Origin of the sequence: Anaerococcus jeddahensis, from assembly GCF_001182725.1 — a bacterium.
GTDB classification, from domain to species: domain Bacteria; phylum Bacillota; class Clostridia; order Tissierellales; family Peptoniphilaceae; genus Anaerococcus; species Anaerococcus jeddahensis.
This window is the reverse complement of sequence record NZ_CWHU01000004.1, coordinates 253943-267701: the sequence shown is the minus strand read 5'-3', so window position 1 is coordinate 267701 and position 13759 is coordinate 253943. Positions and strand designations below refer to the sequence as shown.

11 protein-coding genes are annotated in these 13759 nt (G+C 29.1%); 7 read left to right on the top strand and 4 right to left on the bottom strand.

Annotated elements, in window-relative coordinates; genetic code table 11:
- The first annotated feature begins 15 nt into the window (after nt 1-15).
- The 3 genes from BN2087_RS02380 (at nt 16) to BN2087_RS02370 (ending at nt 4500) form a co-directional block, all read left to right on the top strand.
- A complete protein-coding gene (locus tag BN2087_RS02380) occupies nt 16-2232 on the top strand; it encodes a pilin N-terminal domain-containing protein (protein WP_049690297.1) in 2217 nt (738 codons plus the stop codon).
- Nucleotides 2233-2255: 23 nt separating this feature from the next.
- A complete protein-coding gene (locus tag BN2087_RS02375; RefSeq protein WP_049690296.1) occupies nt 2256-3503 on the top strand; it encodes an MSCRAMM family protein in 1248 nt (415 codons plus the stop codon).
- Between the two features lie 154 nt (nt 3504-3657).
- Nucleotides 3658-4500, top strand: coding sequence for a hypothetical protein (locus BN2087_RS02370; protein WP_049690295.1), 843 nt, complete (start codon nt 3658-3660; stop codon nt 4498-4500).
- Nucleotides 4501-4611: 111 nt separating this feature from the next.
- Here BN2087_RS02370 and BN2087_RS02365 read toward each other — a convergent pair whose 3' ends face one another.
- On the bottom strand, nt 4612-4998 hold the full coding sequence (locus BN2087_RS02365; RefSeq protein WP_082144167.1) for a type II toxin-antitoxin system PemK/MazF family toxin: 387 nt from the start codon (nt 4996-4998) through the stop codon (nt 4612-4614).
- A gap of 100 nt (nt 4999-5098) precedes the next feature.
- On the opposite strand from BN2087_RS02365, the gene BN2087_RS02360 reads away from it, so the two are divergent.
- Together BN2087_RS02360 and BN2087_RS02355 are read left to right on the top strand one after the other, a co-directional pair.
- Nucleotides 5099-6382 carry an AAA family ATPase gene (locus BN2087_RS02360; protein ID WP_049690293.1) on the top strand — a complete coding sequence of 428 codons (1284 nt, stop codon included), beginning with the start codon at nt 5099-5101 and terminating at the stop codon, nt 6380-6382.
- Complete coding sequence (locus BN2087_RS02355) at nt 6379-7032, top strand: hypothetical protein (protein WP_049690292.1); 654 nt, start codon at nt 6379-6381, stop codon at nt 7030-7032. The genes BN2087_RS02360 and BN2087_RS02355 overlap by 4 nt, the downstream gene beginning before the upstream one ends.
- A 69-nt stretch (nt 7033-7101) precedes the next feature.
- On the opposite strand, the gene BN2087_RS02350 is transcribed toward BN2087_RS02355, so the two are convergent.
- A complete protein-coding gene (locus BN2087_RS02350) occupies nt 7102-7818 on the bottom strand; it encodes a TraX family protein (RefSeq protein ID WP_049690291.1) in 717 nt (238 codons plus the stop codon).
- A gap of 154 nt (nt 7819-7972) precedes the next feature.
- Between BN2087_RS02350 and BN2087_RS02345 the strand changes: the two genes are divergently transcribed.
- Nucleotides 7973-8920 (top strand): 2-keto-3-deoxygluconate permease, encoded by a 948-nt coding sequence (locus BN2087_RS02345; protein WP_049690290.1) that lies wholly within the window; start codon nt 7973-7975, stop codon nt 8918-8920.
- A gap of 781 nt (nt 8921-9701) precedes the next feature.
- On the opposite strand, the gene BN2087_RS02340 is transcribed toward BN2087_RS02345, so the two are convergent.
- Entirely contained in the window at nt 9702-10361 is a 660-nt protein-coding gene (locus BN2087_RS02340) for a DUF6198 family protein (protein WP_049690289.1), read from the bottom strand.
- A gap of 1460 nt (nt 10362-11821) precedes the next feature.
- Between BN2087_RS02340 and BN2087_RS02335 the strand changes: the two genes are divergently transcribed.
- Complete coding sequence (locus tag BN2087_RS02335) at nt 11822-12169, top strand: DUF3784 domain-containing protein (RefSeq protein ID WP_049690288.1); 348 nt, start codon at nt 11822-11824, stop codon at nt 12167-12169.
- A gap of 347 nt (nt 12170-12516) precedes the next feature.
- Here BN2087_RS02335 and BN2087_RS02330 read toward each other — a convergent pair whose 3' ends face one another.
- Nucleotides 12517-13755: an aminopeptidase gene (locus tag BN2087_RS02330; protein ID WP_049690287.1), complete on the bottom strand. Its 1239-nt coding sequence runs from the start codon at nt 13753-13755 to the stop codon at nt 12517-12519.
- Nucleotides 13756-13759 lie beyond the last annotated feature (4 nt).

Sequence of the window (13759 nt, the reverse complement as noted above, 5' to 3'; positions counted from 1 at the left end):
AAAAAGGAGAAAATTATGAAACACAAAATTTTGTCATTTTTAACAGCATTCGCAATGGTGTTTGGAATAATAGCAGCACCTTTTGTAAATGCTAATGCGGCTGAAACTGATAAAGTAACAAAAACAGTTACCCTTCATAAGCTAATAATGGATAAAGAAACATTAGCAGCTTGGGATTCAAATGCAGTTGAAAAAGGAACAGCCAAAGATGGTGAGAAAAATAACGGTTATAATGGTAGCCAAAATTTAGATCAACTTAATACAATTTTAGAGAGTATTAATAAAAAGAAAGTAAATGAAATTAAAGATGTATACTTCGCTTTGAAATTTGCTTCAGATTTTAAAATTCCAAAAGATAACACAACAATTATAGAAAAAGATGTTAAAGATGGAAAAGCTTATGTTAAAGCAAAAGGTACATCAGTCGCTGATAAGTTAGTTCCAGCTACACCACTTACATCTACTACAGATGTTAAAGAGGCTGTTGGTGGACTTACAATTGAAAATGCTGGTGTTACATTCCAAACATCAGAATTAAAAGGTAAATTTGAAATTGATGAAATTCATTCAATGTCAAAATACGTTGGTCCAAATGGTGAAGCTATAACAGATAACAAAGCTGTTCCAGTAAAAATTACATTACCACTTGTAAATAGTGATGGTGTAGTAGAAAGTGCTCACGTATATCCAAAAAATACTCAAGATAAACCACAAATCGACAAAAACTTCCTAAAGAATAATGAATTAACAGCTGCTGAACAAGAAGCTGCTGACAAATTAAAAGTTGGTGCTGATTATAATAATTACCAAGCAAAAAAAGCAACAGCAAAAGCTGAAATTGGTAAGAATGTTCCATACGAAGTAAAAACTGAAATCCCAGCAAACTCTAATCTAGCAGAAGCTCACTGGGACGATATTATGACTGAAGGTCTAACATACAATAAAGACCTTAAGGTAACAATTGGTGGAAAAGAAATTACTCCAAGCAAAGAAGGGGAAAATGCAGAACTAGTACAAACTGACAAGGGATTCAGCCTAAGGCTACAAGGTAAAAACCTTGCATTGCTAAATGGTAAAGACGCACCTGTAACTGTAGAATTAAAATACTCTGCAACTGTTAACTCAAAAGCTATCGTTGACATCCCAGAATCCAACGACATCACATTCCACTACGGAAATACTCCTTCAAAAGGAAACACACCAAAACCAACAAAGCCAAATGAGAATGGTGAAGTATCAGTTGAAAAAACTTGGGGTGGAAAAGACTCCGATTGGGTAGAAGGTGAATACGCTAAATTCAAACTTGTAGATGCAAATACAGGTGAAGATGTAAAAGCAAGCGATTTAGATTCAGTTGCTGGTTATACTTTTGAATCTGAAGTAACACTTGAAAAAGGTGGAAAAACTTCTTATACATGGAAAGGTCTAAAGAAAGACAAATCATATAAGGTAGTTGAAACAGAGTCAAAAACATTATCTGATGCTGAATATACAAAAGCAGAAAATGGTAAAATTGAAGTAACAAACCACAAATCAACAAATCCAAAACCACTTAACCCAACTGAACCAAAGGTTGTAACTGGTGGAAAGAAATTTGTAAAAACAAACCAAGAAGGAACAGAAAGACTAGCTGGAGCAGTTTTCTACGTTAAAAACTCTGAAGGTAAATATCTAGTAGCAGATAAAAAAGATGCAAATGCAGTAAAAACTGCTAAAAAGGCCCTAGATAAAGCTGTAGAAACATACAACAATCTTGATGCAGATAAACAAACAGATGAAGAAAAAGCAAAAGTTACAACAGCTCAAGAAGCATATAACAAAGCATTTATAGAAAATGCAACAGCTTATAAATGGGAAGCTGGTAATGCCAATGCTATAGAATTAACATCTGATGGTAAAGGTAAATTTGAAATCACAGGCCTTGAATATGGTGACTACAAACTTGAAGAGAAAACACCTCCAAAAGGATTTGCTAAATTAAATGGCGACATTGATTTCAAGGTAGCAAAAGGATCATATGTTAAAGTTGCAGGATATAAACAAGGTGAAAAAGCGCCAGCTCATATAGGATATGACAATGATAAAGATTCTATCAAAGGTCAACAAATCGAGAATAAGAAAGTATCAATCCCACAAACAGGTGGAATTGGTTCTATCATCTTTGTAGTAGCTGGTCTTACAATTATGGGACTTGCAGCTTACAAAATGAAAGCTAACAAAGAACAAGCATAATATTAACTAACAGAGGAGTTACTATGAAAAAATTAAATAAAAACCTAATATTTTCCATAGTTTTTATGGTAATATTACAGCTAGTTACTCCTCTTTTAGCTTTGGCTGAAAGCGGAAATAGCCTAAGAATTAATACAAATTATACTGACGAGGATTCTGGAAAAGAAATTGTCGTTGACTTTGTTGATTATTGGAAAATCCCAGAGGATAAGGCAAAAGATCTTTCTGATCAAAATAAACAAAGAGATTTTGTAAAATCCTACGAGGAAAAGTCCAATGAGGAAATTTCTAATGATTTGGGAGAGATGAAAACTTCTAATAAGTCAGAAAAAAATGGAATGTATTTTGCCATGATTGATGGCTTGGAAAAGGGAGTCTATCTTTTAAGATACAGGTCAGATGATCCATCAAGACCATATATTCCTTTCCTAGCAACGATTGACGAAAACACTGAAAATCCTCTTACAATTTATCCAAAAAAAGCTCCTGATACCCTAACACTTACAAAAAGGGATGGGGATGACCCAGAGAAAAAAGTTCTTCCTGGAGTTGGATTTATTGTAGTAAATGAAAAGGGCGAAACACTTAAATTCAATAAATTTGATGAAAAAAGTGATAAGGCCGAATTCGTATACAATAAGGATGGAAAAATTTCAGAAATTTTCACTGACAAAAAGGGACAAATAAAATTATATGGTTTAACTGAAAAGGTAAAGTTCAAAGAAACTAAACCTTTAAAAGGATACGAATCACAAGTTGGAAAAGAAAGTGAACTGGCTAAAACTGGAAGCATCGAGATTTTAAATAAAAAAGATAACCCAGAAAATTATTTCTCATTCCAAAAAATCGACGGAACCAACAACAACCCACTTGAGGGAGCAGTCTTTAAAGTTCAAGAAAAAACCAAAGATGGTTACAAAGACCTGGACGATAATGGCAAGGTTTATACATTAACAAGTAGCAAAGATGGAGAATTCAAAACAAAAAATCTCCCATACGGCGACTACAGATTAATAGAAACCAAGGCCCCACAAGGCTACATCCCAGAATTGGAATCAATAAATTTCAATATTTCAGAAAATTCACACACAAAAAAAATAAAAGTAAAAAACTACAAACCAACAACCCCAGGTCCAAAAGGAGAAAACAACAGATTAAGCAAAAGAGTAGACGCCATGGCAAAAACCGGCGATGCAGCAATCTATTTAATCCTACTACTTGGCCTAATAATGATTGGATGTGGTGTGAAATTTGTAAGGGCTAAAGAATAAAATAACAAATGAAAACAACAAACTACCTTGCTTGGCAGGGTAGTTTTTTTGAATTAAATATTTTAATTAATAGTTTGAATATATAAGTAATGATGTATAATATTATTAAGTAAAAAGTTTATATTTTTTAAAATATTATATATTGGAGAGAAAAATGGATGGATTAGAAAATTTTATAAAAATTTTAAACTTTATTTTCCTCATTGGTGGTGGTGCTGTTTCTGCTTATAAAAAAGTAAGATCAGCGAAAACTGCTAAGTTCTATGGAATAAGTGAAAAGTATTTTACTAAAATTATTTTAAATAATAAAGAAGATTTTTACTATGTTGTATTTGGAATTATTATAAATATTATTTTAATTTTGTTTTTAAAAAAAGAAGGTGGTAATTTAATTATAAAAGTAATTTTATATTCACTTTTTATATTATCTAATTTTGTAATTATTTTTATAACAGCTAAAAATTTAAAATATTACATTCCTTTAGGTATTTTATTACTGGAAAGTATTATTATTATAAGTAGGTTAGGCTTTAATAATATTATAAAATATTTTGATATAGTTACGTACATATCTACAATAATATTTATTTCTTCTTATATTATTTTATTTTTCTGTCCAAAATTTTATTATGCAGAATATATTTTAGATTACGAAATTATAACGAAAAAAGATAATTGTAGTGAGAGGTTAGTAATCGTTCAAGGTGATAGTAAAACACATATTGCTTGTAGATTTTTAATTAAAGAAATAAATACTACTGACAAAAATACAAAAAATAAGTTTATCAAAAAGTTAAAGGAGAAATCTAAAAATAAGTTTATCAAAAAATTAAGGAAGAAATTTAAAAATAATGAAAATTTCAAAGAAGAGATATTAATCATTGAAAAAAGTAAATATGTTTTTATTGATCCTAAAGATTATTACTTTGAAAATACACATTTTGATAAAGTTGTAGTTCTAGAAAGAAAGGATTTTGAAAAAGAATACTACAGTTGAAAAAAAGAAAATCTAAGTAATATGAAAGAGCTTTACGTATTGAAGATGGAGAGCCTAAATAGATAAAATAAGAAAAGACGAACTTAAAATAAAAGTTCGTCTTTTCTTATATTACAATATATCATCAAAATATTTCTTAACATTATCCTCTATCTCTTTATACAAATCCGGATAGGTTTCTTTAAAATTATCGCATACTTTTGATATTAAATCTTTTTCGTTAATAGTTTGGACTTTATTTGTTCTTATATAGGATATTTCTTTATTTAAATTCAAACTTGGATAGGTATTTTTATTAATTTCTATATCATAGTACAAATTTAGTCTGTTTCTATTTGTAACGCTTGATACTGGAAGGGCTGTAAGGTCTATTGGGTAGGTTGAATTTTCTTCTTTTATAATTAAAAATGTTCGCTTTTTGGTTTTTGTTTTATTTTCTCTTATATCGTAATATCTAAACCTAACTGTAAAATTATAGCCAACCTTATCATTCATCATAGTCCTCAAATTGATTTTAAAGAAATAGCTTCTATTGTATTTTTGTAATTATTAGAATTTGTAATGATAATTTATGATATAATAATCTAAAGGAGTTATTATGAAATTATATTTGGAGAATATTGGAAAGTTATCAAATACTAATATCGATATTGATGGCATTACAGTTATAGCTGGAAAAAATGGTACTGGTAAGTCTACTATTGGAAAAGCTTTATATAGTGTTTTTTCTAGTTTTTACGCTTATAAAGATAATATTAATCAAATAAGAAATTATTTATTATTAAGAGAGCTAACAAAACAATCAAGTGTTTATTTTCTTAGAAGTATTAATGAAGAAAAATTAGATATATTTCTTATGAATTTATATAAAAATAGGGATATTTATAAAGATAATAAGAATAAATTAGAAATGGATATCTTAAATTTTATGAATCAAATGAATCTAGAATTGGAAAAACTTGGTTTTGCTGATAGTTTGGTGCCTAATAATGATATAAATATAGATATAATTGATAATATTATGGATACTTTGTTTACTGATGATGAGACTATGCTTAACTATATTGTAAGTCAAACTTTTAAAAATGAGTTTAACGATCAAGTAAAAAATTTATCCAATTTTGACAATGTTGGCAAGGTTAATCTTAAAATCAAAGATAAGAATTTAAATATTACTTTTGATAAAGATGGAAAATTAAAGATATACAATCCAATTTTAATTTTTAACAAAGTTGTTTATATAGATGACCCTTATATAATTGATAAAATAGACCAATCTACATTTAATGATATTAGTCCAATAGAGTTTCTTGACCATAGAGATGATTTAATTGATTTAATAAAAGAAGAAAAAAGCCCAGAAAGTATTTTAATTGATGAAAGTTTATCCAAAATCAGTAAACATATATCCAAGGCCAGTAATATAGATGTCTATAATAACCATAGAGGATATTATTATATGTCTTCCAATAAAGGAGAAAAAATTGATATTAAAAATGCATCTACAGGACTTAAAACTTTTATTATTATAAAGATGTTATTAGAAAATGGTTCTTTACAAAAAAATGGAACTATAGTTTTAGATGAACCAGAAACACATTTACACCCAGATTGGCAAATTATATTTGCGGAGTTAATTGTTTTATTAAATAAATATTTGGGTATGCACATTCTTATTAATAGCCATAGCCCTTATTTTGTTAGAGCTATTGAGGTTTATTCTTCAAAACATGAGGTTGCTGATAAGAGTAAATATTATTTAGCTTATGATGATGAGAATTCTGGATTAGCAGAAGTTAAAGATGTAAGCGATTCGGTTAGTGAAATTTACTCTACCTTATCTTCTGCTTTTGACATTCTTGAACAAGAGAGTTTATTATGAGAAAATATTTAAAAGATCTTGTTTATGATTTTTTTGATGATGAATTTTGTAAAGATATGGATATTTCTAATCTATTTAGTTATTTTTCTAAAACATCCTACGATGATAATAATAAAGAAATTTTTATAGATTCTAATGATAGATGTATAGACTTTGACAAAGTAAAGGAATATTATTTCGAAAAACATAATACTAAACATCAGATAATCCATGAAAGAAAAAATCATGGTAGTAAATATATTTACATGAGAGAATATTCTTCTAATGATGCAGTCAAAGTTTTTAATGGCATGGATTATTTTATAGAGTTTAAGAATCAAGATAAACCTAAAATGAGTAAAATATATGGAAAAATTAAAGATTCTTTATTGATCTATATGGATATATTTGATGAGAATTTATCTTATACTAGAGAAAATTTAGGTTATATTTTAGTCTATAATCCCAATAAGGATACAAATGATAAAAGTGGTCTTGGGCAATATAAGGAATATGATAAAATTCAAAATAAGATAAAATATTTGGCTAAAGAAAGGGTTGATAAATTTGGTTTGAAATCCAATTTAGAAGAATTTTATTTTAAAGATGTAATAGTATTATCTAAGGATGATTTTGAAAAGAAATTAAGTAAGACATACAATATCCCCTAAATCAAAAGTTATGATTTAGGGGATATTTTTTAATAAAATAATGAAATTAACTTAAATTTAATACAAAAATTATATATTCAACCAAAACCTACAAATCCCAAGTAACAATAAATGGGCTGGGTAGAAGAAATAATTAAATAATTTATTTTGCCTTCCCTTTTCTCCATTATAAAAATTGATTACGGCAAAGCCCAATATTGCATAAACTTCTTTTATTATCACAAGATATGAAAGGATGCTTCCTAAAAATCTTTTATCGTAGAAAAGGTAGAGGATGAAAATTATTATTATGGAATAATAATCGTAGTCGAAGGATAGAAGGGTTGCTACTACCGCATTTATTGCCACTATTAATATTGAAATGCCAAGCCAAGCGTATTTATTTTTGATTTTTTCTTTTAATTTATCGACAATTATTAGGGTCAAAAGTCCAAGGGCAAGCGCCCACATTATATTTTGTGACCTATTATTGATAAAAACTTTTGATTGGAACATATCGTAAGGGATTTCTGAAATTATGGCGAAAATCAAAAGATTTCTCAAATATTTCCCTCTTGATTTTGTTTTGTAAAAGCCTTCTACAATCATAAAGGCAAAAATTGGAAAGGCGATTCTTCCGATTATATCGAAAATGGTTGATATGGTCACGAGAGGTTGTTGATAATTTAGAAGTGGGGTTATTATTGTCTTATTAAAATGGTCAATGAACATTGAAATAAAGGCGATATATTTTAAGCCTGCTCCGTTTATTTGAAATTTTTTTTGTATTTGTTTTAATTTTTCCATTGTTACCTCTTTTCTTTTTCAATATTATACTATATTTTTTTCAAATTTTGATGTATTTGCATGGAAAAATATTTTTATAATCATATTTTATGATTTCGAAATTTTCACGAAATTATTTAAGTAGTATAATAGAAAAATAATAAAAGGAGTGTCTATGTTTAGTCAAATTTTCAAAAAAGTTCCTGCTGGTGGAATTGTTATTCCTATGCTTTTTGCAGGTCTTATTAATTCATTTTTTCCCCAATTTTTCAATCTTGGGCCAACTTCGTCATCAATTGCAAAAATCGACGGTCTAAATGCAATTATTTCCATAACCTTGGTTGCTGTAGGAAGCCAACTTACTTTTTCTAGGCTTAAAAAAGCCCTTCACCGTGGTTTTACCTTATTTATTTTTAAATGGATAGGCTCTATTGTTCTTGGATTTTTATACATTAAAATTTTTGGCAATAAGGGAATTTTTGGCATGACGAGCCTTTGTTTTATCGCTGCGATTTCCAATCAAAATAATTCGATTTTTGTTGGCCTTATAAATGATTATGGGGACGAATATGATATGGCATCAGCCGCCATAACTTCTATAATTTCTGTGCCAATTTTCACATTTTTGACCCTTTCAATCTTAAATGTAGCTAATATTACGCCATCTTCAATCCTAGATTTGGCACTTCCAATTCTTGTTGGAATTTTTCTTGGAAATATTGACAAGGGATTTTGCAAGTTTCTTGGGGAAAGTCAAAAATATATTCTCCCATTTCTCGGTTTTTCCATCGGAGCAGGAATTGATCTTTCTACACTTATAAAAGGAGGCCTGGGAGGAATTGCCCTAAGCCTTATGGCAATTTTGGCAGCATTTTTATTTACATTGCCTGCAGATATTTTTATAAATAAAAGGCCAGGATGGGCAGGTTTATCAATTTCAACCGCCGCAGGAAATTCAATAATTGTTCCAGCCTTGGTTTCAGATCTAGATCCATCATGGCAAAGCACCATGGCAATATCTGAGGCCCAACTTGGCACAGTAGTAATTTTGACATCAATATTGGTTCCAGTTGTTGTAGGTTTGTGGAATAAAAAACATGGGGTTGAGAAAATTTATAGATAAAAAGGAGATAATCCAAGGGAAAAATAAATACAAGAAAATTTTAATCCAGAGATCTCTAGACACTAAAACCCATTTGCTATGCAAATTTTTCCGTGCTTATGAAAACTCATTTACTACGTAAATTCTTCCGTGCTCTCGCACTAGTTTTCAGGATTTATAACCGAAATCAACGGTTATAAATCTGCACTAGTTTTAGGGATAAATATGCCAAATCAAGGCATATTTATCAGCTCGAGATGGGTTAGACTTCGTTTGATTTATTAATATGTAAAAATAATTAATTATATAAGTTAATATGAGGATATAAAGAAATAAGAACTTTAGTAATAAAATAAAGAGAACAATACCCATCTCGACTGAGCATAGCGAATGGAGAGATCTCATAGATATACATATCTAGAGGAAAAGTAAATATTTAAAGAAATATCCTTAGATAATCCAAAGTAAAAATCAAAGCATCATCACAATACAATCCAGAGATCTCTCGGCAAGCTCGAGATGGGTTTTACTTCGTTTTGTTTTTTAAGTTTAAGTAAATATTTCATTTAAAAAGTTAATAATGAGAATATAAATAAAATAAGAACGTCAGTAGCAAAACAAAGATAATAATTACCCATCTCGACCGAGTGGAGCGAGTGGAGAGATCTCATGGAATAAATGTAACTAAAGAAAATGTAAATATTAATAGAAATATACTGAGATAATTCAAGAAAAAATAAAATATTACAAACAAAAAAGGATATTTCAAAATACTTAATACTTTGAAATATCCTTTTTAAATTTAAGATTTTGCATGACTTAATTTTCCTTGGCATACTTGCCAAGCTGGCATTTCCATTTTTAATTCAAATTGTCCAATCAAAAATGATGAGATAATTGTTGTTAAAAATGAATAAATTAAGTGTCCAAATGGAATATAAATTAATGATAAGCCGAGGACCAAATAATCTGTAAACAAGTAGGCTCTTGATATTGGCCATTTTGTTTTTTTGGAAATTGTCATTGCTAAGGCGTCGTCGCCTCCTGCACATCCTCCAGCTGTAACTGCTATTCCGCAGCCACATCCAATAAATATTCCACCCAATATGGCGGCAAGTATTGGCATATCATAAAGACTTGGAATTACTGGTCCAATATAATCAAAAATCCAATAAAATACTGCAAACATTATTGTTGCTATAATTGATTTTTTTAAAAATATTCTTCCAAGCATTGAAAATCCTAAAATATAGCATAGCCCATCCAAAATTGGTGTGGTGTAGGCAAGATTCATATTTAAGGCTTTTCTTAAAAATAAGCCAAGTCCCAAAACTCCACCCTCGGTTATTTGTGCTTGTTCGTGGATGTTTATTACTCCAAAGGACATAATTGCACAACCAAGGGAAATAATCAAAATTTCTTTTTTCGTAACTTCTAAACTTCTCAGAATTTTTCTGAGCATAAATTATCACTCCTAATCTGGCGATTAGCAAAACAAAAAAGACTGCTGTCTTAGTTAACAACTAATCGCGCAATCTTCGGCTGGTGTTGATGCTTTTTTGTTTAGATAATTTTTTCTTGTAAAAACTCTGAGCTCATAGAAGAATTTAAGGCCAAATAAATCCCACATCAGGCACTTATAAGGTGCGTTCAACTTCCACGCATCAGATAAAAACTACCGATAAAAATCGGCAACCACCGTTTTACAACAGTTCTTCATTTATTATAATACCCCCTTTTTGATTATTTGTAAAGTTTTAAGGTTTTTTTTAGAGTTTAAACTGGAATAAGTCCAAAATCATATCGAGAGAAGAAGTTATTTGAGATTTATAAATTAATATGGATTTAATTTATTTTTCCATTATTATTACTATTTTTAAAATTAATATTAGCCTTAAATAATCTATGAGATCTCTCGACAGGCTCGAGATGGGTAAATATGGTATTTATTTAAATGCTGAAGTTTATATTTTTAATTGAAATGGATTATAAACTTTTACTTATTTATAAAAATCAAACTAAAATATAAACGAAGCCAAACCCTTCTCGAGCGAAGTCGAGAGATCTCTTTATTAATTTTGGATTTTAATTAATTTTGAACCCGTGAAATTTCAATTTAACAGTTTATGATTTTCAAAATGATATTATAAACACGATAATTAGCACAATAAAAGACAGGAGTGGCTGCTCCTGTCTTTTTGTTTGGTCATGGATATAACTCGGTACCATGCTCAATATTACTATATAAGTTTTTATTTTATTTTCAATTTAATAGTTTATGATTTTTCGAAATGATATAATTAATATGTTATCGTACCCAAACTGGTAACAGTTGGGAGGTGAGGTTATGAAAAAATTCGACTCTATGATTATATCTATCGTAGCAGGTATAATAGCAAATTATATCAGCAAGCGGCTAGATAGGTATATTAAAAACGATAATTAGCACATAAAAAGACAGGAGCCGTCACTCCTGTCTTTTTAATTGGTCATGGTATATTCGACTCCATGTTTAATATTATTTTACATCTTTTAATTTTAATTTCAATATGTTTTCGTTATATATTTTTGAAACTCTAGGTTTCATATGATTTATTGCATACATTATAAATGAGATCTCTCGACTAGGCTCGAGATGGGTTAATACAGTATTTATTCAAAGATAAAGTTTGTATTTTAGATTGAAATATAGGTTTAATGAATATATTAGTTTGATAAAACCGAATTAGATTATATTAAAGTAATGATAGACAATTAGCCGTTTCATATATTAATGAGAAAACATTTGATAATATCAAAAAAATGATAGTATATGAAAAATATTTAAAGACTTAAAACCTGATGGGTATAATGATTATATAATGATATTTTCTATTTTAAATTGAGACAAAATTTTAACTTTTGGAGGAGGGGTATTTACATATGAATTTAGCAGATCCTAAAGATATTACTGTTAAAATATTTTTGTTGATTCCAATTATTTTATGCTTATTTTCTTCATATATGATAGATAAGACTAATGGAAATATTATAGCAGGATTTAATACTATGGAAGAAGATAAGAAAGAAGAGCTAATAAGAAAAGGATATCTATCTAAAGTCAAAAAAATGACTTTTATAATGAGCATACCTTTAGTTATTGCCTTTTTGTCTAGTTTTTTTGTTAAGAATATTAAGTTTTATAATGATATTCTTATGGGAGCATGGGGGTTATTTGGAATAATTACGATTTTAGGAATTGTAGTTGTTAATTATTCTATAAGAAAATAATGCCTAGAAGCTTTGAAATTTATTGTATATAAGACCTCCTGATTAGTGTAGATAAAAACTAATCAGGAGGAATTTTTACAACCTATATTTTAAAAATAGGTTATTATTTTTTATTTATTTTTAAAAATTAAATTTAAAAACAAACGAAGTCAAACCCATCTCGAGCTGATAAATATGCCTTGATTTGGCATATTTATCCCTAGAACTAGTGCGAAAGCACAGAGAAATTTGCGTAGCAAATGGGTTTTAGTGTCGAGAGATCTCTTTATTAATTTTAGAATATAATTTACTTTTACTTTGACTAATAATTTAAAAATCTATTTACATTAAATCACTTATAAAATATTCTACGCCCAATTTCCATCAACAAATACATCAAATTCTTCCCCGTCTTTGTAGGCTTTTATTGTCAAATCTTTTGCTCCTACCATAAAATCTTCGTGGATTAGGGAATCATTTAAGCCGATTTTGTGAAGGTCCTTGTCTTCTACTTCTGTTCCGCCTTTTACTGTTGTTGGGTAGGCTTTTCCAAGGGCGAAGTGGCAGGATGCGTTTTCGTCAAATAGGGTGTTAAAAAATAAAATATTTGATTTTGAAATTGGAGACTCATATGGAACTAGGGCAATTTCTCCCAAATATTTTGCATTTTCGTCTGATTCTAACATTTCTTTTAATGTGTCGTAGCCTTCTTCTGCCTTGAAATCTACAACTTTTCCATTTTCAAAGGTGAATTCGAAATTATTTATTATAACCCCATTGTAAACGAGCGGTTTTACAGCAACCAGCCTTCCATCAACTCCGTCAAATTGTGGGGAGGTGAAAACTTCTTCTGTTGGAATATTTGGCAAAAATAAATCGCCTTTTTCATTTTTTGATGAAGCTGACATCCAAATGTGATTTTTTGGCAATTTTACTCTTAAATCTGTTCCGTTTTTTGAAGTATAATGAACTTCATCAAATTGGTGAGAATTCAAAAATTCTGCCTTTTCATTCAATAAGTTTATATGGTCATTCCAATTTTTTTTGGTTTTTTCCCAATCTTCATCAACACGGCTGACATCAAAAATTACTTCCCATAATTTGTCTACTGCTTTTTCTTCGGTAAGGTCTGGGAAAATTTTCTTTGCCCATTTTTTTGTTGGATAGGCAATAACAAGCCATGAAACCATATCATTCATGGTATATTTTACAAAATCTTTTAATTTCAAAGAATTTTCTCTGACAGCTTCTGCTATCTTTTTTTGGTCCAAATCTTTTAATAAATCTGGGTCATCGCCGATTATTGAAATCCTATTTGATCTGTGTTTTTCAAGTTGGTAAATATTTTTTTCAATAATATAATCAGGCACCTCGTTTAAAGTTTCTTGGTCCTCGTAGGTATATTTTAATTTTGTAAGCTCTTCGTCTTTCCAATTAATGCTTACAAGTCTTGCGCCTTTTTGGTAGGCATATTTTGCAATTAGTCTTGCAAGAGTAGGATCTTCCAAGGAAGAATTTATCAAAACATCTTCATTTTTTTGTACATTTACACCAAATTCAACTGCAAGTTTTGCATAATTTTCTAATTTATTTTTGTTTACTGTCATATTT